The 25,806-nt window shown below is 34.4% G+C and carries 23 protein-coding genes and 1 pseudogene; 21 read left to right on the top strand and 3 right to left on the bottom strand.

The features are described from left to right. The first annotated feature begins 32 nt into the window (after positions 1–32). The 6 genes from BLV37_RS02125 (at position 33) to BLV37_RS02100 (ending at position 5,832) form a co-directional block, all read left to right on the top strand. Positions 33–215, top strand: coding sequence for a DUF896 domain-containing protein (locus tag BLV37_RS02125; protein WP_244270449.1), 183 nt, complete (start codon positions 33–35; stop codon positions 213–215). A 105-nt stretch (positions 216–320) separates the two neighbouring features. Continuing rightward, a complete protein-coding gene (locus tag BLV37_RS02120; RefSeq protein WP_091726606.1) occupies positions 321–776 on the top strand; it encodes a chemotaxis protein CheW in 456 nt (151 codons plus the stop codon). Between the two features lie 47 nt (positions 777–823). Next, positions 824–1,990: a sensor histidine kinase gene (locus tag BLV37_RS02115; RefSeq protein ID WP_244270448.1), complete on the top strand. Its 1,167-nt coding sequence runs from the start codon at positions 824–826 to the stop codon at positions 1,988–1,990. Then, positions 1,983–2,642 (top strand): response regulator, encoded by a 660-nt coding sequence (locus BLV37_RS02110; RefSeq protein ID WP_091726603.1) that lies wholly within the window; start codon positions 1,983–1,985, stop codon positions 2,640–2,642. Before BLV37_RS02115 ends, BLV37_RS02110 begins: the two co-directional genes overlap by 8 nt. Positions 2,643–2,756: 114 nt before the next feature. Further along, positions 2,757–4,331 carry a transglutaminase domain-containing protein gene (locus BLV37_RS02105; protein WP_091726600.1) on the top strand — a complete coding sequence of 525 codons (1,575 nt, stop codon included), beginning with the start codon at positions 2,757–2,759 and terminating at the stop codon, positions 4,329–4,331. 73 nt (positions 4,332–4,404) lie between these two features. Then, positions 4,405–5,832, top strand: a complete 1,428-nt coding sequence (locus BLV37_RS02100; RefSeq protein ID WP_091726594.1) for an aminopeptidase — start codon at positions 4,405–4,407, stop codon at positions 5,830–5,832. Between the two features lie 27 nt (positions 5,833–5,859). Here BLV37_RS02100 and BLV37_RS02095 read toward each other — a convergent pair whose 3' ends face one another. Continuing rightward, a complete protein-coding gene (locus tag BLV37_RS02095; protein WP_091726591.1) occupies positions 5,860–6,768 on the bottom strand; it encodes a selenium metabolism-associated LysR family transcriptional regulator in 909 nt (302 codons plus the stop codon). A 110-nt stretch (positions 6,769–6,878) separates the two neighbouring features. On the opposite strand from BLV37_RS02095, the gene BLV37_RS02090 reads away from it, so the two are divergent. The 6 genes from BLV37_RS02090 to BLV37_RS15495 all read left to right on the top strand — a co-directional run bounded on the left by BLV37_RS02090 (position 6,879) and on the right by BLV37_RS15495 (position 12,131). After that, entirely contained in the window at positions 6,879–7,064 is a 186-nt protein-coding gene (locus BLV37_RS02090) for a hypothetical protein (RefSeq protein ID WP_091726589.1), read from the top strand. 72 nt (positions 7,065–7,136) lie between these two features. Next, positions 7,137–7,304 (top strand): hypothetical protein, encoded by a 168-nt coding sequence (locus tag BLV37_RS14935; protein ID WP_176967827.1) that lies wholly within the window; start codon positions 7,137–7,139, stop codon positions 7,302–7,304. A 368-nt stretch (positions 7,305–7,672) separates the two neighbouring features. After that, on the top strand, positions 7,673–7,918 hold the full coding sequence (locus BLV37_RS02085) for a hypothetical protein (protein ID WP_091726587.1): 246 nt from the start codon (positions 7,673–7,675) through the stop codon (positions 7,916–7,918). A gap of 545 nt (positions 7,919–8,463) precedes the next feature. Continuing rightward, positions 8,464–9,618, top strand: a complete 1,155-nt coding sequence (locus BLV37_RS02080) for an AAA family ATPase (protein WP_091726585.1) — start codon at positions 8,464–8,466, stop codon at positions 9,616–9,618. Further along, a complete protein-coding gene (locus BLV37_RS02075; RefSeq protein ID WP_091726583.1) occupies positions 9,605–11,821 on the top strand; it encodes a S8 family peptidase in 2,217 nt (738 codons plus the stop codon). The genes BLV37_RS02080 and BLV37_RS02075 overlap by 14 nt, the downstream gene beginning before the upstream one ends. Before the next feature lie 97 nt (positions 11,822–11,918). Then, positions 11,919–12,131: an AAA family ATPase gene (locus tag BLV37_RS15495; protein WP_143031472.1), complete on the top strand. Its 213-nt coding sequence runs from the start codon at positions 11,919–11,921 to the stop codon at positions 12,129–12,131. Here BLV37_RS15495 and BLV37_RS02070 read toward each other — a convergent pair. Both BLV37_RS02070 and BLV37_RS02065 read right to left on the bottom strand, forming a co-directional pair. Continuing rightward, positions 12,066–12,542, bottom strand: coding sequence for a hypothetical protein (locus BLV37_RS02070; RefSeq protein ID WP_091726581.1), 477 nt, complete (start codon positions 12,540–12,542; stop codon positions 12,066–12,068). The genes BLV37_RS15495 and BLV37_RS02070 overlap by 66 nt on opposite strands. After that, positions 12,539–13,198, bottom strand: a complete 660-nt coding sequence (locus BLV37_RS02065) for a recombinase family protein (protein ID WP_091726579.1) — start codon at positions 13,196–13,198, stop codon at positions 12,539–12,541. The genes BLV37_RS02070 and BLV37_RS02065 overlap by 4 nt, the downstream gene beginning before the upstream one ends. A gap of 754 nt (positions 13,199–13,952) precedes the next feature. Here BLV37_RS02065 and BLV37_RS02060 point away from each other — a divergent pair. The 9 genes and pseudogenes from BLV37_RS02060 to BLV37_RS02020 all read left to right on the top strand — a co-directional run. Then, positions 13,953–14,135: a MerR family transcriptional regulator gene (locus BLV37_RS02060; protein WP_091726576.1), complete on the top strand. Its 183-nt coding sequence runs from the start codon at positions 13,953–13,955 to the stop codon at positions 14,133–14,135. A gap of 35 nt (positions 14,136–14,170) precedes the next feature. Then, positions 14,171–17,440: a helicase-related protein gene (locus BLV37_RS02055; RefSeq protein ID WP_091726574.1), complete on the top strand. Its 3,270-nt coding sequence runs from the start codon at positions 14,171–14,173 to the stop codon at positions 17,438–17,440. Positions 17,441–17,451: 11 nt separating this feature from the next. Beyond that, a complete protein-coding gene (locus tag BLV37_RS02050) occupies positions 17,452–18,180 on the top strand; it encodes a DUF4391 domain-containing protein (RefSeq protein ID WP_091726571.1) in 729 nt (242 codons plus the stop codon). After that, entirely contained in the window at positions 18,170–18,871 is a 702-nt protein-coding gene (locus BLV37_RS02045; RefSeq protein WP_091726569.1) for a hypothetical protein, read from the top strand. Before BLV37_RS02050 ends, BLV37_RS02045 begins: the two co-directional genes overlap by 11 nt. 1 nt (position 18,872) lies before the next feature. Next, complete coding sequence (locus tag BLV37_RS02040; RefSeq protein WP_091726566.1) at positions 18,873–20,723, top strand: site-specific DNA-methyltransferase; 1,851 nt, start codon at positions 18,873–18,875, stop codon at positions 20,721–20,723. A gap of 15 nt (positions 20,724–20,738) precedes the next feature. Continuing rightward, positions 20,739–23,711, top strand: coding sequence for a type III restriction-modification system endonuclease (locus BLV37_RS02035; RefSeq protein WP_091726563.1), 2,973 nt, complete (start codon positions 20,739–20,741; stop codon positions 23,709–23,711). 215 nt (positions 23,712–23,926) lie between these two features. Next, positions 23,927–24,259: a MerR family transcriptional regulator gene (locus BLV37_RS02030; protein WP_091726561.1), complete on the top strand. Its 333-nt coding sequence runs from the start codon at positions 23,927–23,929 to the stop codon at positions 24,257–24,259. Between the two features lie 252 nt (positions 24,260–24,511). After that, a complete protein-coding gene (locus BLV37_RS02025; RefSeq protein ID WP_091726558.1) occupies positions 24,512–24,835 on the top strand; it encodes a hypothetical protein in 324 nt (107 codons plus the stop codon). 722 nt (positions 24,836–25,557) lie between these two features. Then, positions 25,558–25,806: pseudogene (locus BLV37_RS02020) on the top strand (hypothetical protein); the annotation flags it as partial.

Genomic DNA, 25,806 nt, shown 5'->3' with positions numbered 1-25,806 from the left:
TAGTATAATATATTAATAAAAATTTAGGAGGAATGCTTAAGATGATTTCAAAAGAAAAATTAGATAGAATAAACTACTTAGCAAGAAAAGCAAAGGAAACAGGACTTTCAGAATTAGAAAAAGAGGAACAAAAGTTTTTAAGACAGGAATACTTAGCTATTTTTAGAGAAAATTTTAGAAAGCAGCTTGAAAATATAGAAGTAGTTGATGAATAGTGAGGTATTTGGAACTAAATAATACGTTTTATAATTTTTTTGAAGGAAAAACGAAAAGATTGTAGAAATAAAGTAAGTAAACAATTGTTAAAGGAGGATATTAAATTGTCTGAAAATCAATATGTTGTTTTCAAACTTGGAAGGGAAGAGTACGGAATAGATATAATGAATGTTAGAGAAATCGTCCAGTATCAAGAAAGTGTAAAAATACCTAATGCACCTAAGTTTGTTGAAGGAATAATTAACTTTAGAGGTAATGTAATACCTATAGTATGCTTAAAGAAAAGATTTGGCATGGAAGGGCGTACAGCAGATGCAAATACTAGAATAATAGTAATCAACTTAAATGAGAAACAAATTGGCTTTTTAGTTGATGAGGCTTCTCAAACTGTTAGACTTGACGACTCTAATATTGATCCAACACCAGATATAATAGCAGGAATAGATAGAAGGTACATTACTGGAGTTGGTAAGCTTGATGAAAGGCTAATAATCTTAATTGACTTAGAAAGAGTCCTTACAGAAGAAGAAAAAGAAAAAATAGATAATCTCCAAGTTTAGTATTAGACTGTGTATAGTAATAAACGGATTTTTTAGAGGTGTTTATATTGTCTAAGCCATCGTTAGATTTGAAAAGAATGAATGAAATAATTGAAAAAACTATTAATACAATAGATAGTGGAAGAAAAGAGATTTTTGATATTGCTGAAAATGCTCGTAAAGAATGTGAACGCATAAAAAATGAAATTAATGCTATTCAAGATAAAATCTCGGCAGTAATATTAGAAACAGATGATTTGGCCAGAGAAGAGAGAAGAACAAAATCTAAGCTTATGGTAGTAAGCAGGGATTTTAACAAATATTCTGAGCAGGATATTAGATTAGCCTATGAAGAGGCAAATAACATAAAAGTAAGGCTAGTTTTAAAGAGACAAGAAGAAAAGGAACTAATTTCTAAGAGAAATAGTTTAGAGGTATCCTTAAGAAAAACATTTGAAATTGTTGAAAAAGCTGAGAGACTTGTATCCCAGGTTGGTGTAGCCATGGATTTCCTAAAGGGAAATCTAAACGATATATTTGAAACCATTGAGGATATGAATAAAAAACAATCTTTAGGAATTAAAATTATCGAGGCTCAAGAAGAAGAGCGTATGAGAGTTTCGAGAGAAATACATGATGGACCAGCTCAATCAATGGCAAATGTGGTATTGAAAGCAGAGCTATGTGAGAAATTGCTCAATATAGACTTAAGCCAAGCAAAGGATGAATTAAATGAATTGAAAGATATTGCTAGAAATAGTATAAAAGATGTAAGAAGAATAATATATGATTTAAGACCTATGTCTTTAGATGATTTAGGCCTTATCCCTACACTTCAAAGGTATATTGATAAGTTTATGGAGGAGACAGGTATTAATGTAGACCTGATGATACTAGATAATCCAGAAGATATTAAGCCTATTATTGAAATAGCGTGTTTTAGAATAATTCAAGAAGCCTTAAATAATGTATCTAAGCATTCAAAAGCTAAAGAAGTATTAATTAAAATTGAATACGCTGTGGACAAGCTTTTTATCGTAATCAAAGATAATGGAATAGGCTTTGAAAAAGATAAACTGAAAAGAAGCAAAGATTTAAGGGGATATGGACTTATTGGCATGAAAGAGAGAGCTGAATTGTTAAGTGGTAAATTAGATATTATTTCTTCCCTAGGAGAGGGCACTAAGGTCTTGCTTACAATACCTTTAGAAAGAGAGGAAGTTATAAATGAATGACAAAAAAATAACTGTTATGATAGTAGATGATCATTCTCTAATGAGAGAAGGGCTTAAACAAATACTTGAGCTAGAGAATGATATCGAAGTTGTAGGTTTAGTATCTAATGGAGAAGATTCTATTAAATATGCTCAACAGAGCAAACCAGATGTAATATTACTAGATATAAATATGCCTAAAATGAATGGTTTAGATGTGTTGAGAAGATTAAAGGATATAGGCGTTGATTCTAAAATTATTATGCTAACCATACATGATGATAGAGAATACTTATACGAAACAGTAAAAATAGGTGCAAACGGTTATGTATTAAAGGATTCAGATTCGGATACTTTAATAAGTGCAATAAAAGATGTACATAAAGGAAAGTCTTATATACAACCTAGTTTATCTGAGCTTTTAGTGAAAGACATTAATTCAATAGAAGGTAAAAGCAAAGAGGCATCGTTTATAGAATCCTTAACTAAAAGAGAATACGAAGTACTTACACTTATAGCAGAAGGAATGAATAATAGAGAAATAGCAGAAAAACTTTTTATTAGTGAGAAAACTGTTAAAAACCATGTTTCAAAGATTTTCAAAAAAATTGATGTTACTGATAGAGTACAAGCAGCCATATTTACATTTAAAAACAACATAAAAAAGCTATAAGGTAAAATGCACAATATTAAGTCTAGGTATCTAGACTTTTTTGCTAATTTAGCATTAAATGAAGGCAGTGTAATTATGGACTTATAATACAACTTGGTTAAAAGGAGAGATTAAATGACAGAAGGTGAAAAAACCCAAACAGAAAATATGGTAAGAAGCCCAATTAGCTGGAAAAAGCTAATTCCTATTATATTTATCTTTTTAATAATTATACTAGCTATAGGAACAAAGGTTATTATCCCAAATATTGAATATAATAAAGCAGTGGCTCTATATGAAAGTGGAAGCTATATTGAAGCAGTTGAAGCATTTAAATCCTTAGGAGATTATAAGGATAGTGAAGAAATGCTCTTAGCTGCAAAATATGGTAGTGCTAAATCATATTTTGATGAAAAGGAATATTATTTAGCCATAAGCGAGTTAAAGGAATTAGGCAGCTATAAAGACAGTGAAGAAATGCTTAATGAAAGCATATACTTAAGGGCTAAAGAACTATCTCATTTAAGAAAGTGGGAAGAAGCCACAAAACTCCTTGAAGAAATTAAGGATTACAATGATAGCAATGATCTAATACAGTATAATATATATAAATTTGCAGAAGAGAAGGCATACTTTAGCAAATGGGAAGAGGCTTTGGAACTAGTTAACACAATTCCTGATTATAAAGATAGTCAAAGATTAATAATCAAGTGTAAGTATTTTCTTGCCTTAGAAAAAGCAGACAATAAGGATTGGATAGCAGCATCTAATCTAATGAAGGAAGCTAAAAACTATTTAAATAGTGAAGTACTTGCAAAAAAATACGTGTACAATTTTGCAATGGAAAAGATAGATATTGAGGATTGGGACTCTGCAATAGAAACTCTTTCAACAATAGCTGATTATAGCAATAGTAATAATTTAATCAGACAGCACAAGGTAAATATGGCATTGAACATTCCCTATAAAGCTTTAGCTTTAGGCACAATAAAAGAAGAATCAACTGAGGTTGAGGATTTTGAGAAAATTCTATTGAATATGGCTATCAACAAAGAATATAAGTATGAAGTTATTTACAAAGAAAGGCTTGATGATGATATTATAGACACAATATTTAACAATCTAGACATAGCAGACCTAAACGTCTGGGGAAAATACCCAGAATATTATTCTTTATTTAACTATCTTGATTATTATAGTTCATATTCTTCGGGCAATACAATAATTAGACTAATGCTTACAGATACAAGATTCAGTATTGAGGAAGCAGAAAAAATGATTAGCGATTTTGAGGAGGAAGCTTATAATATAATAGACAAACTAATAGAGGAAGGCAAAATAACTGGAGATATGACTGAAAAAGAAAAGGCAAGGGTGCTATATATATGGATGGCACATAATTTAAAATATGATGTAAAATTATCAAAGGAAGGCTACACAGGATATGGGGCAACTGTTAATAGGCTAGCATCATGTAATGGGTATACTTCTTTATATAATATGCTATGCAAAATAGTAGGTATAGAAGTACAAGGTGTAATTGGATCCGCAGGAGGTGAAAGTCATATTTGGACTCTTGCGAATTTAGATGGAGAGAAGGTATATATAGACTCAACCTGGGGGGATCCTGTGCCTGATACGAAGAACTATTGTGATATGACCTATTTTGCTGTAACGGAAAAATTCTTAAGAAAAACACATAAATGGTAGCTTTTATTGACAATAAAATACTATGACTATATTATATTAATTAGAGACACTAAATTATTTGGAGGGATAAGAAATGGGAGAAAAATCAGAGGGCAAAATATTGCAGGAAAAGCTAGTACATAACTGGAAAAATACTTGGCAAGTACTGAGTGATGATGAAATAAAAGATGTATTCCATTTTGGAGAAGAATATAAGCTGTTTTTAGACAAATGTAAAACTGAAAGAGAATCAGCAGATGAAATTATAAGATATGCAAAAGAAAAAGGATATATCTCATTAAATGAAATAATCGAAAACAAAAACCAAATAGTGCCAGGGATGAAAATCTATGCTGAAAATAAAAACAAAGCAGTTGCACTATTTGTAATGGGAAAAGAAAAGCTAGAAAAAGGTATGAATATCGTTGGCTCTCATATTGATGCTCCAAGAATTGACCTAAAGCAATTTCCTCTTTATGAAGATTCAGAGCTTGCATTACTAAAAACCCATTATTATGGAGGCATTAAAAAATATCAATGGGTTGCATTACCTTTAGCTCTTCATGGTGTGCTCATTAATAAAAAGGGCGAAAAAGTCAATGTAGTTATTGGAGAAGACGAAAATGACCCTGTATTCTTTATTACAGATCTATTGCCTCATCTTGCAAAGGATCAAATGGCTAAAAAGATGGATGAAGGAATAACCGGAGAAGGACTTAATATTTTATTTGGAAGCATACCATATAAGGAAAAGGACTTAAGTGATAAGGTAAAGCTGAATATATTGAATATATTAAATGAAAAGTATGGGATGGTTGAGGAAGATTTCACATCTGCAGAATTTGAAATAGTTCCAGCAGGAAAAGCTAAAGATGTTGGGATAGACAGGAGCATGGTAGGTGGCTATGGGCAAGATGATAGAGCTTGTGCATTTACTTCTCTTAAAGCAATATTAAATGTAGATAATCCTAGTAGGACAGCAGTTGCATTATTTGTAGATAAAGAAGAAATAGGCAGCGTAGGGAATACTGGAATGGAATCTATGTTTTTCGAAAATGTAGTTTCAGAGCTTATAGCATTATCAGAGGAAAACTACAATGAGCTTATAGTAAAAAGAGCTCTAGCTAATTCAAAAGTACTATCTGGGGATACGTTAGCTGGTTTTGACCCTAATTACCCTGAGGTATTAGATAAAAGAAACTCTCCTTTTATAGGTAAAGGTATAACCTTAGTAAAATACACAGGCGTAAGAGGAAAAGGTGGTAGCAACGATGCAAATTCAGAATACCTAGGAGAAATAAGAAAGCTTTTTAATGATAATAATATTGTTTGGCAAATGGGAGAGCTTGGCAAGGTAGATCAAGGTGGCGGTGGAACTATAGCTTACATATTAGCTAGATATGGTATGGAGGTAGTAGACTGCGGAGTGCCTTTATTAAGTGTTCACGCACCTTATGAAATATCAAGCAAGGCAGATATATATATGACGTATAAGGGATATAAAGTATTTTTTGAAGCATAGTAAAAGCCGAGTTTTTCTCGGCTTATTTTATTCTATAGTAGATATTGAATCAATTACAAAATCTCTAAAGGTTTGGCTCAAAGGAGAGAGTTGTCTTTTTTTATGATACACAAAATAAAATTTTCTTTTTAAATCTAATTCTTTTATATAATATGGTTTTAATGATCCCATACTCACTTCTTTTTTTATAGCCCTTTCAGAAATAAAGCTTATTCCAACACCAAGCTCAACAAATTTCTTAATAGCCTCAATATCTTCTATGTATGCAACTATATTTAGGGAGTCTAAATCCAAATCCTTTTCTAAAAGTTTTTTCTGGAGCAATATTCGAGTACCTGAGCCACTTTCTCTAAGTATTATTTTTTTATTTAACAAAAAATCTATAGGTAGCTCTTCATATTCTTTCCACGGATAATCCTTATTATTTGGCACAATTGCAACAAGACGATCTTCAATTAAATCTATATATTCAAGCTGTGGAGAATTGAATTTAGCTCCTATTATTCCAAAATCAGTAATGCCATCAATAATACCTTCAACTACTTTTTCAGAGTCATAATCAGTTAAAGAAAATGTAACATCAGGATACTTACTGGTAAACTTCTTTAGTAAGTAGGGTAATACATAATGCTTTGGTATGGAGCTAGAGCTAATATCTAAATGGCCCTGAACCTTACCCTTATAAACACCTAAGTCAAATTGAGCCATGTTTCTCATATTGACAATATTAAGTGCATGTCTATAAAGAAGACTACCTGCTTCAGTTGGAGTTACATTTTTTCCAGACCTATTTAATAAAATAGTACCAAGCTCATTTTCTAGATTCTGGATATGACTAGTAATTGTAGGCTGTGTAAGATATAATTTTTGTGCGGCTTTAGAAAAGCTTTTTCTATTTACTACTTCTATAAAGGTTTCTAATTGTCTAAAATCCAAGATATCACCATCCTAAACACTCATAATTAAATAGTATTTGAAATATGTTTTTTTGTCAATTATATAAAGGATATATAATTTTTAAAGAACATTAAAACGGGAGGCAATTTATGAGTAAAGAAACTAAAATCATATTAGATGAATTGAATTTTACAATAAGCAAATTAAATCAAAAAGAACGAGAAGGGAAAAAGTTAAAAGAAAGTCAATATTGGTACAGAGAAGGATTAAAAGCCGCGAGGGATATTGTAATAAAAGTGGAAAGACTTGGCGAACAGGCTTTAGACAAAAACTAGTACCTAAGACCTTCATATTAGTTTAGTTAAGATAATATAATTTACTAAAACAAATATGAGGGGTGGATGCTCTTGAAGCATATGACTTTTTTAGAATATGATGACGGAACTGGACTTAAGGATAAGGTTGCTAAATGGATTGCTGAAAATGAAGATGGAATATTAGAGATAATAGACATAGAATATTCACAACATGGAAATATCTACATGGCTACAGTAACCTTTGAAGAAAGAAAATAAGTATTAACTAAATAAAAAAACAAAAAATCTAGGGTTCCTAGATTTTTTGTTTTTGGTGCCCGAGGCGAGAGTCGAACTCGCATGGTTTCCCGCTAGATTTTGAGTTATTTAGGGCATTAAGAACTGTTTGGAACTCAGTGGAACGGATTGGAATATAGAACCCTTAAAACCCTAGTGAAATCAAGCCTTTGAGGTATCTACTGAGCGATTTGTCCGACCAATACGAGGCTCGTTTAAAACCTACGATTTGATTATAAAAAATCCACTAGGAGGGATATTAGGAGGGATATGGGGGGATTTCCCAAAACATTGGTTAATGCAGTCAGCCACTACCACTGACAAGATTATTATAAGGAGCTGGCTTAAACATGGAGAAAGGGAAAAAGCATTACAAAGAACTATTTAAAGATTATCCTGATGTGGTAACCCTCGTGCAATTTAGAGAAATGCTAGGAGGCATTGCTGATAGTACAGCACGAAAGCTTGTAAGAACAAACGCAGTCAAACATTTTTATATAAGAGATACCTACATGATACCTAAGAAATGTGTTATTGACTATGTTACAAGTGAGCATTACAAAGATTATAAGAAGTCATTAAAGGTTCAAATATAGAGCCATAATAATTAAGACCCTAAGAGTTTTTATTTGCTCGTAGGGTCTTTTGGTTAGGTACACTCAGCGCGCATACAATGATTATGGCCTGATACCAGCAACACTGTGCTATGTAGCTCAGCCGTATGACAATTATGACGCAATTTATCTGACAATAAGGCATTTGTTAGCAACGAAAGAACTGACGAGTATGCACTAACTGATTTTTAAATTCTGTATCAGTAGATTGGCTTAAATCCATCCTGTACAGTATGCTGTAATGAAGGATATAACAAAAGGAATACCCAGCGAATATGAAAAATCAAAAACTATAGTTGACTTGGTACGTTAGAAAATGACATACGGCACTAAAAATGAATCCTTTGTTTGGATTTTTTATTTAAATAAAAGGTGATTATGTAACACAGAGTTATTGTCATTGAGATAAGTAAGAATGTCACTACCATCACCTGTCCAATCGTGTCCAATAAAACATTGACAAAATGGAATAAAAGTGGTACTATTAAATAGTAAAAAACAATAGTGTCCCAAAAAGAGGTGTCAATATGAAATCAGGTTTAGTAGTTAAATTGATAGAGGCTCATAGCTCTGGGAGTGAAGAGGCTTTTAAAAATGCATTAAATATTTTAGCAGATGATGAAGAAAGGAAAGGAAATAATTCCACGGCTTCGTCATTGAGAAACGCATATGTATATAATAAAAAACGTTCTATTGCTTATGATGATAGTCCGCTTTCGGAAATGTCTTTTTCTGTCCAAAATGCTATTCCGATGCCTAAAGATAAGGATAGCACATTGGAATTGTTAGAAATTCTAACCCCTAAAGTTACATTGTCAGATGTTGCGTTGCCTGAGAAAACATTACAAGCAGTTCGACAAATTGTAGAAGAGCAGAAATCTGTTGAAAAACTTATTGACAGAGGTATAGCTCCCGCAAACAGATTGTTATTCTGTGGACCTCCAGGTTGTGGAAAAACATTAACTGCCAATGCCTTAGCGGGGGAATTACAAATGCCAATTGCATACGTAAAGCTAGATGGCTTAGTTTCTTCTTATTTAGGGCAAACAGGAACAAACATAAGAAAAATCTTTGATTTTGTTAAGAATAAGAGAATTATGTTGTTTTTAGATGAGTTTGACGCTATTGCGAAGAAAAGAGATGACTCTAATGAGTTAGGAGAGCTCAAGAGAGTTGTGACGACTCTTTTGCAAAATATGGATGCTATGCCATCGAACGTTTTTTTAGTAGCTGCAACAAATCACCATCATCTTTTAGATCCAGCCATTTGGCGAAGATTTAATTCTTCAATACTGTTAGAACTACCAAATACGGAACAGAGAATTCAAATTATTGAACGATTTTGTTCTGAAAAATTATCTGAGTATGATATTGATATTAAGACTTTATCAATATTGTCTGAGGGCATGAGTGGTGCAGAAGTTCAGAGTTTTATGCAATCACTTGCAAAATATTGTGTATTGCAGAATATAAATAAGGTTGTTTCTCAAAAAGAAATTGCAGAAATATGGTTGCAACAAAACACACTTTTTGTTAGTGAGAATAGTGATGATTTTATGAAAGCACTATATAAACTTAAAAAAAATGGTATATCTTTAAGAACATTAGAAGATATAACAGGCATTCCAAAATCTACATTGGACTATCGTTTTAAAAAGGAGGGGTTAAATGATGAGCAATAAAAGAAACCATTTATGGATTCCTGATGAGGAAGTTACTAGGGTTGAAAAAAAACCAACAGCGAGAACAACACCAAGAAATATATCTTTTGCTGAGCACGGACAAAAATTAAGTAGTAGTCTTCAATCAATAAAACAAGCGATTGAAAATGTTTCAGAGGATGACTCTTTATCAGATGCAGGATTAATGATATTCAAAGTAGAATTGCCGGATGGAGAAAAAATCAAAGACAAAAAGGACTTGTTTACATCAACTGGTATGGAGGTTAAAGTTGTTAAAAGTGAGAATAAGGCTGTAATTGCTACAACAAAGACTCAGTTCCAATCATTAAAAAAGAGAATAGATGACTATACTCGTTCAGGAACAGGTAAAACATACTTTGATTATATCGAAGATTTTAAGCCATATCTTGGTAGTGAAAAGAATTCAAACTCTTTACAAAAAACTACTTGTTTAGATGTAGTTCCTGATTCATTGGATATTCAGCTAATGCTTGTGCCTAACTTAAGAGAAGAAATTTATAATTTGGCAATAAAAAGATTGGTTGGAAAAATTGGTGATAGAAATGGAACTATTCAGGAAGAACCATATTATTTATCAGATAACACGCCAGTGATTCGAGCAATAATACCTTCTAATTCCTTATATCATTACGAAAATGATTCAGCAATTTATAGGATTGAGGAAACTGATTTTTTTAGTGCAGATGCAGCATCAAAAGATGCAGTTGATTTAAATGAATTGGAATTGGACGATAGTGTTGTTATTGATAAATTACCCATAGTCACGGTACTAGACTCGGGAGTGAATTTTCCAGAAGGATTAGAGCCCCTTATACTTCATCATTGGACAGATGGTTCTTCTGGAGGTGATAGTGAGCATGGAACAAAAGTTGCTAGTAGGGTTGCATTTAAATATATATGTGACCAATTGCCTAGTACGAAGATAACCCCAAGAACTCGTATTATTGATTGTAACATTTTAGATGGAAGTGTTCCTGTAAATGTGTTTATCAAAAGAATCCAGAATGCTGTTGCTACATTTTGTGATATATCTAAGATATATAATTTATCTGCAAATGCTTCATCGCCAATTGAAGGAGATGAAATGAGTATTTTAGGTTATGAGTTAGACGCATTACAATTAAGGAAAAATGTACAGTTTGTTGTTTCAGCGGGAAATCATCAATTATGGAGCACTGAATCGTGTTTGGAAGATATTCTCGACGATGATGATTCAAGAGTATCGGCTCCAGCTGACTCTATGCTATCAATCGTTGTTGGGGCAACTTCGGGCGAAACACACCCTAATAGTCTTTCTACTAAAAATGAAGTTTCATCATATAGCCGTATAGGGGCGGGATTTAATGGTTTTTCTAAACCGGATTTGACTGCTTACGGTGGCTGTATAGCAAGTGTTGCGGGTTCAGTATCAGTCCCTGAAGATAAATATTCTTTACTTTTAGATAAGAATGGTAAATTGACGCCAGATGCTGGAACAAGTTTTACTGCTCCTGTTGTAGCAGGAGACTTTGCAGAGATATTAGAAATTATCCCTAACCAAGATATCCTATTGGCAAAAACCTTATTATATCACAATGCTATGCCTATTTGGGATGAGGATAGTATTACAGATGAAGAGTTGGAATATGCCCATAATTTATACGGTAGAGGTTTATCGAACATAGATGAAAGCAAATATTCTTCTCCTTCCAAAGTAACATTTGTGAGAACAGGGACTTTAAATAAGGTTACTAAAGAACGTGTAACAATTTATATGCCTGAAATTTTAGCTGCTCAGGTTGGCAGAAATGTTGCAAAAGTTACAGTAACATGTATTTCGATGCCACCTGTTGATAGAACAAAAGGAACAGAATATTTAGGGGCATATATAAGAGCATCATTAAAAAAGAGCAGCTCTGATGGACGTTTAAAACCAGTTCAACAAGATTTTAAAGTAGGAAGACAAAAATGGGATGTTTGTCACCAGTTCACAAAACTGTTTTCAAGGTTTGAAGCTGGTGATTGGCAAATTTGGCTTGAACTATTTTCACGTTGGGATGAAGAGAATTTGGATATTCCATATGCATTAGCTGTAACCATTGAAGATGTCAGCAATACCCTAGATGTTTATAGTGAAATAGAAGCATTAAATAGATATCGTGCTATTAATACGCTTAGATTGCGTCTTGATTCCCAAGCATAATATTTGAACATATAAAATCTTTTAGAAAAGGAGTTAGTCCATATGACTGGCTCTTTTTATTCAAAAAATGAAAGTAGGAACCAAATCGAATGCATAAATCATTGCCATCGTCAATCGAAAAAACGGCGTTAGCAAAACTACTACCCGTGTCAAACTAGGCATAGGCTTAGCTATGGAGAATAAGGAAGCTTTTCTTGCAAATTTAGACCCTACAATGCTTATATTAGCCCGTAGGGTCTTTTGGTTAGTTACAGCCTGCAAGCCTAAATATAGCTTTACAAGCTTCAGGGTCTTTGCTTTCAAGCCATAATTCAAGATTGCTTATAGTGACTTCTTTGGCAAAGTCTATGCTTTCAGGGTCACATTCACTAGGTGGATGTTCGCAAACACAGTTGAGAACCGTAAATGGTGGTTCCAATATTTCATTATCTATAACTGGATAAGAATCAGTAACAATCCAGTCAGGTGGCAATTCATCAAATAATGCCTGTGGATAGTCAGCTCCTAAATCAATACACATTTGTGTAAATTTACCACTACCATCTTGGTCCTTATGAGTATTGCAATTAGCATAAGACACCTTAAAACCTCGATTTATCAGCGCTTTCACTACCCCTAGAAGCTCAACACTTACGCTAACAGTCTTATAACCACAATCACAACAGGGCTTTGACCATATTTCACTGAAAAGCTCAAGACAGCTTGGACACATTGTAATCATACTGTACAGACCTCCTTAGTATACAGCTCATCCTTGACTTGTTTAGCATACTTATAGTAAGTGGACTTTGCCATACCTAGTTGATTTATTAGCTCAAAGGGCTTAATATGGCCTGCTTGTACTTTACCGTATTCTTTTTTAAACTTATCATAATCTATAGCAGCTGGCCTACCGTATTTATCCCACTCACCACGGTCTTTCATAGTTTGTATGCCCTCAGCTTGGCGTTTTTCTCTTTTAATCATCTCAGCGTGTGCAATAGTAGCGTACATCTCGATTAACATATTATTTATAGTTTCCATTAGCATACTGGCTAATGAACTTTCCATAGTTGAATAATCAACCAAGGTAGTAGGTATTTCTAAAATCATAAGCCTGACACCAAGTGCTTTGTAATGCTGGAGTTCTTTTAGGGTTTCTTCTTTATTGCGGCCAAGGCGGTCGACCTCTGATATTATAATTATATCAGATTTATTCTTTGCTATCCTTTTTAATGCTTGATAGTCTGGCCTGTTAAAATTTTTACCTGTTTTCTGGTCCGTAAACATTTCATCTATCTTAATGTTGTTAGCAATGCAATAATCATTGATAGCTTTAATACCTCTGTCTAAATGCTGGTCGGCAGTACTTGTTCTATGATAACCGTATACAGCCATAATATAATCATTCCTTTCTTGCAATTTTTATTTGGGCTATGAAATAGTGGTAGTGGTCTATAAATGTCTACACATTCGATAGACTACTCTATAAACCCTAGTCTATACATTTATGAACCTATTTTTAGACTGTTTTCGGTAGCCCATCAATGTATACTTTTATAGACTAAGTTATACTTTTATAGACTAAGTTATAGTTTTATAAATTTTACTGGTGACACAATATAATTTGTTTATGACACTTTTAATGGTACATCTTTATATCAACCAACCTAGCTATATTGTGCCTACTATAAATCTATACCAAAAACGGTCGTTTATGGCACATACTTTTTTTATTTTGCTTCCTTAGATAGTTCCTCTAACGCTTTGATAATACCCTGTCTTATAATGCTTGCCATAGGTACGTCAAGTTGCTCAGCCATATCTCCGAGTTGGCCTGCTATACTTTTTGGCAACCTTACTTTAATAGAGACAGTTTCTTCTTTTGTTGTTAGTCTACCTTTACCATTCCTAGCAATTCGTCAGAACCTCCTCTCCTGTCGGGCTTCCTTGCTTAGTGACCCCACTTGATGATGTTATACCGCGCCCCCAAGCTGGAGTCAATAACTTTTCGGGTTTTATTTGGTGCCACGGGCATTTGACTCTATAGAATAAGCGAAATGTCTAAATTGTGAGAATTGTAAAATATTGCTATTGTTCGCAAGGTGGTATATAATTAATTAACAGACTTCTTTAATTGGAGGTGTTTAGTATGGAGTATCTATCAGCGAAGGAAGTAGCTGAAAAGTGGGATATTTCAAGACGGAGAGTTCAGATACTTTGTGAAGAAGGCAGAATACAAGGAGCTTTTAAGTTTAGTTATATCTGGCTCATACCTATGGACGCAGAGAAACCTGCAGATAGAAGAAAAACAAAGAAAGAAGCTAATGAATAATGGTTTACGATAAATAGGGTCGGAGGGTTGATTATATGAAACCACCTAAGGTATTGGATAATAAGAAATATAGGGTTGTAGATGAGTTAAAAGTGGAACTAAACAAGGGTTCAAAGCTATCAGTTATATCAGCTTACTTTACAATTTATGCCTATGCAGAGCTTAAAAAGGAGCTTAGTAAGATAGATAATATGAGATTCATTTTTACAGAACCCACCTTTGTACATAAGGACCAAGAGCTTATTCGGGAATATTATATAGAGCGTAACCCCGAGAAAAAGATGTCAGGGAACGAATTTGAAATAAAGCTTAGAAATGAAATGAAGCAGGCGGCCATAGCCAAGGAATGTGCCCAGTGGCTAGAAAAGAAAGCAGAAATTAAGTCTCTAAGGCAAGCAAATCCAGCTCAACCAAGGCTGGTTTACATAGAAAACCCCGGCGATAATGTTTCCATAAATGGAACAGTTGACTTTACTTCTGATGGACTGGGTATCACTCCTTCCAATAGATTAGACAGCAATATGTGTTTGTATGGCAAAGACTATACCATAAGTTTTCTGCAAGCCTTCGATGAACTGTGGGAGGACGAAACAGCCGTCCAAGATGTAAAAGAGAAAGTTCTTGAACAAATGCGTATTCTTTATAAGGAAAATACACCTGAGTTTATCTACTTTGTTACCCTTTACAATATATTCAACAACTATCTTGACGAGCTAACCGAGGATAACATTGTTAAAAGCCGTACAGGTTTCAAGGAAACTTTTATCTGGAATAAATTGTATAAGTTCCAGAAAGACGGTGTTATGGGGGCTATAGATAAAATTGAAAAGTACAATGGCTGCATCATAGCCGACAGTGTTGGACTTGGTAAGACATTTACGGCACTGGCTGTAATTAAATACTACGAATTAAGAAATGACAGGGTTCTTGTTATCGTACCCAAGAAGCTTCGTGAAAACTGGACTGTATACACCATGAATGATAAGCGTAATATCTTCTCTGGTGATAGATTCAATTACGATGTTCTAAATCATACTGACCTGAGCAGGACAAGTGGCTACTCAGGAGAGATTAACCTTGCCACCCTTAATTGGTCTAACTATGACCTAGTAGTGATAGATGAAAGCCATAACTTTAGAAACAATCCACCAGTCAAAGGTCGTATAACTCGCTATGAACGATTTATGAATGACATAATAAAAGCAGGTGTTAAGACCAAGGTCTTAATGCTATCAGCAACACCTGTAAACAATAAGATGAATGATATTAAGAACCAGATAGCATTTATAACAGAGGGCAGAAATGATGCCTTTTCCAGTGTTGGTTTAGATAACCTTGAACTTATACTTAGAAAGGCTCAAGCTGTATTTAATAGGTGGTCTGAACTTCCTGACCCTGAAAGAACAACAGAAAGCTTTGTCAATATGATGGATTTAGACTACTTTAAGCTTTTGGATACCGTAACTATTGCTCGCTCTAGGAAACATATAGAGAAGTATTATAATTTGGAAGAGATAGGCAAGTTCCCCACAAGACTAACCCCTGAAAACAGGTATCCTATCATTGATACTAAAGGTGAGTTTCCTCCTATAGAGGAAATCAATAGGCTTATTAAAAAGCTTACCCTGTGTGTCTATTCACCCTTGGGCTATGTTCTTCCCGAGAAGAGAGCTGCTTATGAGAAAAAGTACGATATGACCGTTGGTACGAACAATAGCGTCTTTAGGCAGACAGATAGGGAGCAAAGCTTAGTTGGGCTTATGCGTGTAGGTATCTTAAAGAGGATGGAAAGCTCTATTAATTCTTTTGCTTTAACTGTTGAGAATATTCTCTATAAAATAGATAAGACCCTTGAGGCCATAGAGAAAAGGCATTTTGACTATGATGCTGAAATGGATATTAGTGATATTGACATAGATGACCCTGAATATGACAACCTGATGTTTGGTAACAATGTCAAGGTTTTACTGCAGGATATGGACCTTATCAAGTGGAAGCAAGACCTTTTAGCTGATAAGGACAAGCTAGAAACTATCCTATTGGAAGCTATAAATGTAACACCCGATAGAGATGCAAAGCTTATAGAGCTTAGAACCTTAATAGAAAATAAGATTAAGGACCCTATCAATACAGGAAACAGGAAGGTGATTATATTTACAGCCTTTGCAGACACGGCCAAGTACTTATATAAGCATTTATCTGAGGAATTTGCTGATAGAGGTATTTACGCTGCTATTGTAACAGGTAGTGGAGATAACCACTCGACCCTACCTATACCAAAGGAGCTGAGAAGGACGGTTAAGATGACAGACATAAATACGGTGCTGACTCTATTTTCGCCTATTTCTAAGGAGTGTTCTAAGGTATATCCAGAGGTTAATGAACATATTGATATTCTTATTGCAACGGACTGTATTTCTGAAGGACAGAACCTACAAGACTGCGATTATCTTGTAAATTATGATATACACTGGAATCCTGTAAGGATTATCCAAAGGTTTGGACGTATTGACCGTATAGGCTCTCAGAACGATTATATTAAGCTAGTAAACTTCTGGCCAACTAAGGACTTAGACGAGTATATAAACCTTCAACAACGAGTTAAGGGCAGAATGGTTTTATTGGACGTATCAGCCACAGGTGAAGAAAATGTTATAGAAAACAATCCAAGTAAGGAAATGAAGGACCTTGAATACCGTAAGAAGCAACTAAAAAAGCTACAGAATGAGGTTGTAGACCTAGAAGATATATCAGGAGCTATATCCATTACAGACCTGACCTTTAATGACTTTAAGATTGAATTAATGGAGTATATGAAAACCAAGAGAAAAGCCTTAGATGAAGCACCAAATGGAATGTATGCCGTTACAAAAATAGACGAGAGCATTAGCGACATAGTAAAACCCGGAGTGATATTTACTCTTAGACAGGTCAAAGGCAAAGACCAGAGCAAAGAGCAGAACCCTCTATTTCCTTACTATATGGTCTATATCACAGATGACGGAGAGGTACAGCTATCCTTCCTTCATTCCAAGAAGATATTAGACTACTATAAAAAGCTATGCTCAGGTAAAGACGAAGTGTTAAAAGAACTGGTAGAGGAATTTAACAAGGAAACTAATGATGGTCGTAAAATGGAGCATTATTCGGATTTACTGGAAGCTTCCATTGAAAACCTAATAGGTAAGAAGCAAGACATTGGAGTAGCCAGTCTTTTCTCTAAAGGTGGTACTACAATGCAGAGAAGCCTATTTGACGGTATAGAAGACTTTGAACTAATCACATTCCTAGTCTTAAAAAGTTAAGGGGTGAAGCTATGGATACTTACGATTTTCTTAATATACCTGATAGCTGCTTTATCGGTAACACTATTTACAAAAAGCTATTCTATGAAAATGCTGATTTGTCTACTAGGGATAAGTCATTATTTACAGATACCGTAAGCAAGATAACTTGGCTTTACTGCCTTAAACCTGAAACTATAAATATACCAGCCTATAAGGATGAAATGCGAGACTATCCTGAGATTGAAGTGATAGAAGTCCTTGTGCATAAAGATTACAAGCTTAAAAGAATAGCAGAAATCATTATGAGGACTATACCCTACCCTATGTTGCTGATTTTTAAGCTGGAAGATAAGAGGCAGTTTTATGTAGCTCACCAGAGGATTAACCAAAGTGATAGTAGTAAGAATACCATCGAGGAATTTATAGCCACTGAATGGCTAGATAGTGATAGTGCTTTATTTGCTAAGCTTGATATAAAGCAAATGAGGTTTACAAACTTCTATGCACTTTATAGTGATATTGTTGATGCTATCAGTATTTATAACCTATCAGCTATTATGCCGACGGATGAAAATATAACAGGTATAGAAGCAAGAGAACTTTCAGCACAAATAGAGGATATAGAACAAGAGATTGCAAGCTTACGAGCTAAGCTTAAAAAAGAAAGCCAGTTTAATCGTAAGATGGAACTGAATATAAAAATTAAGAAATTAGAGCAGGACCGAAAAGGTATTTTAGGAGAGATATATGAACGATAAAGAAAAACAAATAATAAATAACCTAAAGGCATTAAGAAAGGATTATCCAATGATTTACAAATACATTAAAAGTGTAGTTATTGTAATAATAATCCTTCCTATTCTAATTTGGGGAACATATTTTATTGGTGATTGTGGTTTTGTGTTGATAAATACAAGTTTAGGGGTTGGCGATGCTCTGACATTCTATGGTTCTATCTTAGCTTTTATTGGAACTGTTTTACTTGGTGCACTAGCATTATGGCAAAATAATAAGGCTAATAAAACAAATGAAAGATTAGTTAATTTAGAAAATAGCAGGGAAAATAAAATATTATTTGAGATGTACTTTTCATATGTTGAAGAATTTAGCAATATATTTGACCCTATATATGTGATTGGAAAACCAAGTGAAAGTAGAACTAACTTGGATATTTATAATGTAATAAAGAGCAGCCACCTAAAAGCATTAGGAATAAAAAGGAGACTTCTTTTTATAGACAAAGACAATTCAAGTCATAAGTATTTAGAATATGTTATGGATAAATATAACGAGATTTTAAGCGTCGTAACAAAAACCAATAGTGATAGTTCGGAAGATACTTTCAAGGGAATAATGAGTTTTATTAAAAACAATTCTGAAAATAATAATAAAAAATCGCTTGAATTTATGTATTATATTAGTAAAAAACTTTTTAAGGAGGACTTGTAAAATGAAGGAGATTAATCTAAGTGGTGAAACCCCTGATATTGCAGAGGAGAATATTCAAAAGCTAAAACAAATATTTCCCGATGTATTTACGGAGGACAAGGTTGACTTTGAAAAATTGCAACAGGTATTAGGTGAATATGTAGAACATAGTAAGGAACGCTACAACTTCACATGGAACGGTAAAGGCCAAGCCTTGCGTTTATCACAGACACCTTCACTAGGTACTCTTAGACCATGTAAAGAGGAAAGCAAAGACTGGGATACAACCCAGAATCTTTACATAGAGGGGGATAACCTAGAAGTGCTAAAGCTTTTACAAAAGAGCTACCATAGCAAGGTTAAGATGATATATATAGACCCACCCTATAACACCGGAAAAGACTTTGTATATCCTGACGACTTCCACGACAGTCTTGAGAATTATAAGAAGCTCACAGGACAAGTAGATAGTGAAGGCAATAGACTAAGTACAAATACAGAAGCAAGTGGTCGTTACCACACTGACTGGCTTAATATGATGTACCCAAGACTAAGGCTCGCAAGGAACTTGCTTGCTGATGATGGGGTTATTTTTATTAGCATTGATGATAATGAGGTAGCAAATTTAAAAAAAATTTGTGATGAGATATTTGGAGAGGATAATTTTACAGGAGAAATAATAAGAAAGACTAAGTCTATGACTGGAGATGAAGGAGCAGGCTTTAATTTACAGCATGAAAACTTAATCTTTTACGCAAAAAACAAAGATAATCTTGTTTTAAACGGTGAAGAAAAAACCTTTAATAATTATACGAATCCTGATAATGACCCTAAGGGTGAATGGACTTCTGGAGACCCTAGTGCGAAAAGTGGAAGTGAATCGACTTATTTTGAGATAATCAATCCATTTACCAATAAAGCTGATTTGCCACCAAAGGGGAGGTTCTGGGCATTTTCAAAAGCCAGCTTAGAAAAATATATTGAAAATGGAAAAATAAAATTTAAAAAGGAATATAGAGATAACGAAAGAGGATTTATTTTTAAAAGGTATAAAAATGAATTACAGAGCTTATTCAATCCTGTTAATAGCCTATTTCCAATAGAAAACGAGTACATGAACCAAGTTGGTACAAAAGAAGTTCAACTAATTTTAGAAGGTGAACTTTTCAACAACCCGAAGCCAGTTTTATTTATAGAGAAACTAGTTAAGTACTCAGTTTCTAAAAATGATATAATCCTCGATTTCTTTTCAGGCTCCGCCACCACAGCCCATGCCGTAATGCAACTTAATGCAGAGGATGGTGGCAACCGTAAATTTATTATGGTCCAGCTCCCAGAACCAACAGATAACCCTGAATTTGCAAATATCTGTGAGATAGGCAAGGAGCGTATTCGTCGTGCAGGTGAGAAAATTAAAGAAGAAAATAAGGATAAAGAGAACATAGCAAACCTTGATATAGGCTTTAAGGTATTGAAACTGGACACTTCTAATATCCGAAAATGGCAACCCGACTATGATAATTTGGAACAATCTTTATTGGATTATGTAGATAACTATATGGAAGGTAGAACAGAGTTGGATGTTGTCTATGAGATAATGCTTAAATACGGTCTTGACCTAACCTATCCAGTTGATGAGTTTACTCTTGCACAGAAGAAGGTTTATTCTATTGGATTTGGTATGCTGATGATTTGCCTTGATAACGAGATTACAATAGAAGTTGCTAAAGGCATTTTAGAAAAGGTAAAAGAATTAGCTCCTGAAAGCACTAGAGTTGTTTTTAAGGATAATGGATTTAAGACAGATAGCAACAAGACCAATATCAAGGAGATTCTTAAATCTGGCGGAATTGAAGAATTTATAACTATATAGGGAGGTATGGACTAAATGAAACTGCAATTTGATAAAAATTTAGAATATCAGCACCAAGCCATAGCCTCCATTGTTGATTTGTTTAGAGGTCAAACCCCTATGCGGACAAACTTTACCGTAGCACCTTATAATGGACAAATAGGTTTGTATGATAGCACCAATGGTATAGGCAACAGACTTGAACTTGACGAAGATGAGATATTAGAAAACTTGCAAGCTATTCAGCTAAGAAATGGCCTAGCACAAACAAAGAGCCTAAAGGCTGGAGTGTATGACTTTGATGTAGATATGGAAACAGGTACAGGTAAGACCTATGTTTATCTTAGGACAATACTGGAACTGCATAAGAATTATGGCTTCTCTAAGTTTATTATTGTTGTTCCCAGCATTGCTATTAAAGAAGGTGTTTACAAGTCCTTGCAGATTACAAAAGACCATTTCAATGATTTGTTTGATAATACAATCTACAACTATTTTGTCTATGATAGTGGTAAGCTAGAACAGGTCAGAAGCTTTGCAGTAAGCGATAACATAGAGATTATGGTTATCAATATAGACGCCTTTAGAAGGAGTTTTACAGACCCCACCAAGGAAACCAAGGCTAACATCATTCATAGACCTAATGACAGATTAAACGGTATGAAACCTATTGAACTGATACAGGAAACTCGCCCTTTTGTTATTATAGACGAGCCACAATCAGTAGATACCACTCCTAAGTCTAAGGAAGCCATTAAGTCACTAAATCCTTTATGTACTTTAAGGTACTCTGCGACTCATGTGGAAAAGCATAATCTTGTCTATAAGCTGGATGCAGTAGACAGTTATAATTTGGAGCTTGTTAAGCAAATTGAAGTTGCAGGATTTGAAACTAAGGACTACCACAACAATGCTTATATGAAGCTTTTATCTATAAATAATAAGAAATCTCCTATTACAGCAAGAATAGAGCTGGATGTTAAAGATAAGAAAGGTGTAGTTAAACGAACACCAGTGGTAGTAAGACAAGGCGATGACCTTTATGATAAGTCTAAAGGTCGTGATGTCTACGAAGGATATATAGTCAATGAAATTTATTGTGAACCTGAAAACGAATATGTTGATTTTACAAGTAAGGCAGATATTTTACGTATAGGAAAGCCAATTGGTGATGTAGACGATTTGGCTATAAAGGAGCAACAGATAAGGAAAACCATAGAGGAACACTTAAATAAGGAACTGGTATTAAATAAGCATGGGATTAAGGTGCTAAGTCTTTTCTTTATAGACCGTGTTGCCAACTATCGCTATTATGATGAGGATGGTAACCCTCAAAAGGGTATTTATGCTGAACTCTTTGAGAAACATTATGCTGACCTTATTAAAAAGCCTAAGTACAATACCCTATTTAAGGATATTGACTTGGATACAGCCGCTGAAGATGTTCATAATGGATATTTTTCAGCTGATAGAAAAGGCATTTTAAAGGACACCAGTGGCTCGACACTGGATGACGAGGATGCCTATAATTTGATTATGAAAGATAAAGAACGCCTATTATCCTTTGATACTAAGCTTAGGTTTATCTTCTCCCACTCAGCACTTCGTGAGGGTTGGGATAATCCCAATGTATTTCAGATATGTACCCTTAATGAAACTAAGAGTGAGGTTAAAAAGCGTCAGGAAATTGGGCGTGGGCTACGCCTTGCCGTAAATCAGGAAGGTGAACGTCAGCATGGATTTTCAATAAACACTCTGACTGTTATGGCTAATGAAAGCTACGAGGACTTTGCAGAGGCTCTACAAAAAGAATACGAAACTGAAACAGGTATCAAGTTTGGTATAGTAGAAAGTCATTTATTCGCTAATATCCCAGTAAAGCAGGACGATGGAAGCGAAAAATACTTAGGGCAGAAGGCTTCAGAAGCTATCTATAAACAGTTCCTAGACAATGGATATATTGATGAGGCAGGAAAGGTACAAGATGAGCTAAAGATTGCCATAAAGAATAATGACATAAAGATATCTAAAGAATTTGAACCTGTAAAAGCAGAGATTACAGCTCTTGCAAGAAAAGTTTGTAGTACTCTTAATATCAAGAATAATAGCGATAAAAAGAGCATCAAGCTCAATAAACAGGTTTACTTAGACCCTGAGTTCAAGGATTTATGGGATAGAATTAAGTATAAGACCACCTATTCTGTTGATTTTGATAGTGAGAAGCTAATCGATGAATGTTGTAAAGAAATGCAGAATAGCCTTTCTGTAAGCTCTGCCAAACTAATATATACTAAGGCTGGACTTGATATTAGTGCTGGTGGTGTTGTGGCAGAAGAATCAGATAGATATGCTGTAGGTTTAGATAACTTACAGGAGAATATACCTGATATCATTGCTTATCTTCAGAACGAAACCAATTTAACAAGAAAAACTATTGTTGAGATACTGCTTAGAAGCAAGACTATCAACCTATTTAAGAAAAACCCTCAAAGGTATATGGAGCAGGCAGTTCAAATTATTTCTGCTAAAATGAGGTTAATGATTGTTGACGGCATTAAATATACCAAGCTAGGTGACGAGGAATATTACGCCCAAGAGCTATTTGAAAGTGAGGAGCTTACAGGTTATCTATCTAAAAACATGATAGAAAGTAAAAAGTCAGTATATGAATATGTGGTATATGATAGTGCCAACGAAGAAAGCTTTGCTACCAGCTTTGAAAATAATAATAGCGTTAAGCTATATGCAAAACTTCCGGGGTGGTTTAAAATAGCGACGCCAATAGGCACTTACAATCCTGACTGGGCTGTACTAATCGAGGTAGACGGTAAGGATAAATTGTACTTTGTATTGGAAACTAAGGGAGATACTATGTTTGATACCCTAAGACCAACAGAGGAGGCAAAAATAAAGTGTGGAAGAAAACACTTTGAAGCTCTGGGCAATGAAGTAGCCTTTGAAGATATTGATAAATTTGAAGAGTTTATAGAGGAGCAAGTAGTTGTCTAGGAAGAATGGAATTAGCTGCTACTTAGATTATTAAAACTAAAACAATGGACTGGCGTATCATGATTTATTCGATACTCCAGTCCATTATTGTTTACTACTACCTAAAAATCCTACTGAGGCCAGTCAAGCTTATACAGTATTAGGCAAAGTTAAGTATAGGTTTGTGCGTTAAGCTTGACTAAGTTTATATAAGATTATGGAAAGGTGCTGATATTATGAAAGACAAACTATTAACTGTTGCTCAGGCAAGTGAGCTTGCAGGAGTAAGTACAGAGAGTATTAGGAGGTGGACCAACTCTGGAAAGCTTAGAACTTATCGTAGTGCTGGAAACCATAGAAGGATTAAGACTTCAGATCTAATGAGGCTGATTGATAAGAAGTCAAACTTTGTAGCTGAACCGTCAGTATCATATATAGAGTTTCTTGGTGACGGTGAAAGACCAGACCCAGTTGATATTCCTCCACTTAAAGACTTGCATAAATTTTTGGCAATGTACGATGATAGTGGACGTGAAAGAAATATTGTATCAAGCACAATAAAGTTTTAGAGGATTTTATTTGGAAACAGTGTCATCGGAAAGACCGCAAACGGGCACTGGTTCAAGGGTTGAGCTATATCATATCTAAAACAGTCTAAAACGACCCGTAGAGGTTCTGAAGCTTACTTCAGGTATAAATCCCTGTTGAAGGTTTGAAAGTTCTTTTATAAGGCGTTTTAAACGTATATTACAAATATTGTATCTAAATCAGGCATGTACTAATTAACTATGTAGAATAAATTATATCTGGAGGTGATTAGTATGAAGGTCATACAACAAGGTTCATGGAGACGAGGGAATGATGGTAAATTTAAGCCATTTATCCGAGGATGTGTGCAATTGAACGGCACAGTAGTAGAGGTGGTATCCCGTGACGGAAATAGAACTTATGTAGAAATCACAGGGACTTATGAAAAAATCGAGGGTGGATTTCTATATGAGTTTAAGCACACCCACAGACCTAAATATAGTACAGGGGCATCAAATAGCATATATGGTATTGATGTAAGTAAGGCAGTTATAAGACCCTATACGTATGAGGTCAGTGCGGAAGAATTAGATAAGGCTTTGGGATTAACTAATTAGGAAGCCAAAACTAGCAACAGGATACTTAGGTAGCTGAGTATCCTGTTGCTAGTTTTAGATATTTTTAGTATGTCCACAGTGGTTAATTATCCAATTAAAAGCTATAATTTGGCTTGCAATTATTAAAGACCTGAGGCTATTCGAGAGGATGTCGTAAGTCCTTGCGTCCTCATTGCGTCTGTGTAGCTTTATTCGATAATTACAGGTTTCCTTGGGATATAAATGTTGCAATAAAATGAACCGCATCTAGGCCTATTCATATATCTAATCAAGGGCAAAAAGTTGTAGAGAGACACCTAGTAGAGGAGTATAGAGAGGAGAGGACTTCCTCCTAGATAGTAGATATGATGGGTGCTCGCCACAATACCATACTGGCTACTTATCTATCCAGCGCTTATTATTTAAAACGCTTGTTTTTCCGTAGTTTCTCCTGCTATTTGTTCTAAACTTCAAATACAAAGTAGTATACACTTTGAATGAAGACGACATAGATGATATTGTTGGCTCGTGCGTCGGTCATTGCGTCCGTCACTTTGTCCGACTACAACGGGCTTCCATTGCTTACGAGGTAGCTACGCAAAACTCTTTTCGTTCGTACTATTTTTTACAATTATAAGGCCGTGTAAATGATAAAATGAAAATGCACAAAAATTAGAATCTCAAAATGCACAGATTTGTACATTTTTCTTGTATAATATTTCTAAAACTACAGGAGAAATATTATGCGAAAAGATGTATTTAATCAACTAAAACTGATTAAGGAGGATATAAGTGTATTGAATAAAAGTGAATTAGCTAGAAGATTTAATTGTGATAGAAGAACAGTTGATAAATATCTTAATGGTACAAATGCTGAATCAAGAAAACCTAGAGATATTAAAAGTAAAATTGATGATTTTAAAGAAATAATTATCGATAAAGTAGATAACTGGGGTTCAAACTCCATGGCAGTATTCAAATTTATTCAGAAA

Origin of the sequence: Proteiniborus ethanoligenes, from assembly GCF_900107485.1 — a bacterium.
Taxonomy (GTDB): domain Bacteria; phylum Bacillota; class Clostridia; order Tissierellales; family Proteiniboraceae; genus Proteiniborus; species Proteiniborus ethanoligenes.
The sequence above is the reverse complement of the archived record's forward strand: the minus strand, read 5'-3'. Positions and strand labels throughout refer to the sequence as shown.

What these genes read in the sequence shown, in the direction of transcription:
- BLV37_RS02080 (WP_091726585.1), top strand. Translation starts at nt 8,464, where the DNA reads ATGAAATCAGGTTTAGTAGTTAAATTGATAGAGGCTCATAGCTCTGGG.
- BLV37_RS02040 (WP_091726566.1), top strand. Translation starts at nt 18,873, where the DNA reads ATGAAGGAGATTAATCTAAGTGGTGAAACCCCTGATATTGCAGAGGAG.
- BLV37_RS02030 (WP_091726561.1), top strand. Translation starts at nt 23,927, where the DNA reads ATGAAAGACAAACTATTAACTGTTGCTCAGGCAAGTGAGCTTGCAGGA.
- BLV37_RS02085 (WP_091726587.1), top strand. Translation starts at nt 7,673, where the DNA reads ATGGAGAAAGGGAAAAAGCATTACAAAGAACTATTTAAAGATTATCCT.
- BLV37_RS02025 (WP_091726558.1), top strand. Translation starts at nt 24,512, where the DNA reads ATGAAGGTCATACAACAAGGTTCATGGAGACGAGGGAATGATGGTAAA.
- BLV37_RS02105 (WP_091726600.1), top strand. Translation starts at nt 2,757, where the DNA reads ATGACAGAAGGTGAAAAAACCCAAACAGAAAATATGGTAAGAAGCCCA.
- BLV37_RS02090 (WP_091726589.1), top strand. Translation starts at nt 6,879, where the DNA reads ATGAGTAAAGAAACTAAAATCATATTAGATGAATTGAATTTTACAATA.
- BLV37_RS02075 (WP_091726583.1), top strand. Translation starts at nt 9,605, where the DNA reads ATGATGAGCAATAAAAGAAACCATTTATGGATTCCTGATGAGGAAGTT.
- BLV37_RS02125 (WP_244270449.1), top strand. Translation starts at nt 33, where the DNA reads ATGCTTAAGATGATTTCAAAAGAAAAATTAGATAGAATAAACTACTTA.
- BLV37_RS02065 (WP_091726579.1), bottom strand. Translation starts at nt 13,198, where the DNA reads ATGGCTGTATACGGTTATCATAGAACAAGTACTGCCGACCAGCATTTA.
- BLV37_RS02050 (WP_091726571.1), top strand. Translation starts at nt 17,452, where the DNA reads ATGGATACTTACGATTTTCTTAATATACCTGATAGCTGCTTTATCGGT.
- BLV37_RS02045 (WP_091726569.1), top strand. Translation starts at nt 18,170, where the DNA reads ATGAACGATAAAGAAAAACAAATAATAAATAACCTAAAGGCATTAAGA.
- BLV37_RS02070 (WP_091726581.1), bottom strand. Translation starts at nt 12,542, where the DNA reads ATGATTACAATGTGTCCAAGCTGTCTTGAGCTTTTCAGTGAAATATGG.
- BLV37_RS02060 (WP_091726576.1), top strand. Translation starts at nt 13,953, where the DNA reads ATGGAGTATCTATCAGCGAAGGAAGTAGCTGAAAAGTGGGATATTTCA.
- BLV37_RS02055 (WP_091726574.1), top strand. Translation starts at nt 14,171, where the DNA reads ATGAAACCACCTAAGGTATTGGATAATAAGAAATATAGGGTTGTAGAT.
- BLV37_RS02100 (WP_091726594.1), top strand. Translation starts at nt 4,405, where the DNA reads ATGGGAGAAAAATCAGAGGGCAAAATATTGCAGGAAAAGCTAGTACAT.
- BLV37_RS02035 (WP_091726563.1), top strand. Translation starts at nt 20,739, where the DNA reads ATGAAACTGCAATTTGATAAAAATTTAGAATATCAGCACCAAGCCATA.
- BLV37_RS02110 (WP_091726603.1), top strand. Translation starts at nt 1,983, where the DNA reads ATGAATGACAAAAAAATAACTGTTATGATAGTAGATGATCATTCTCTA.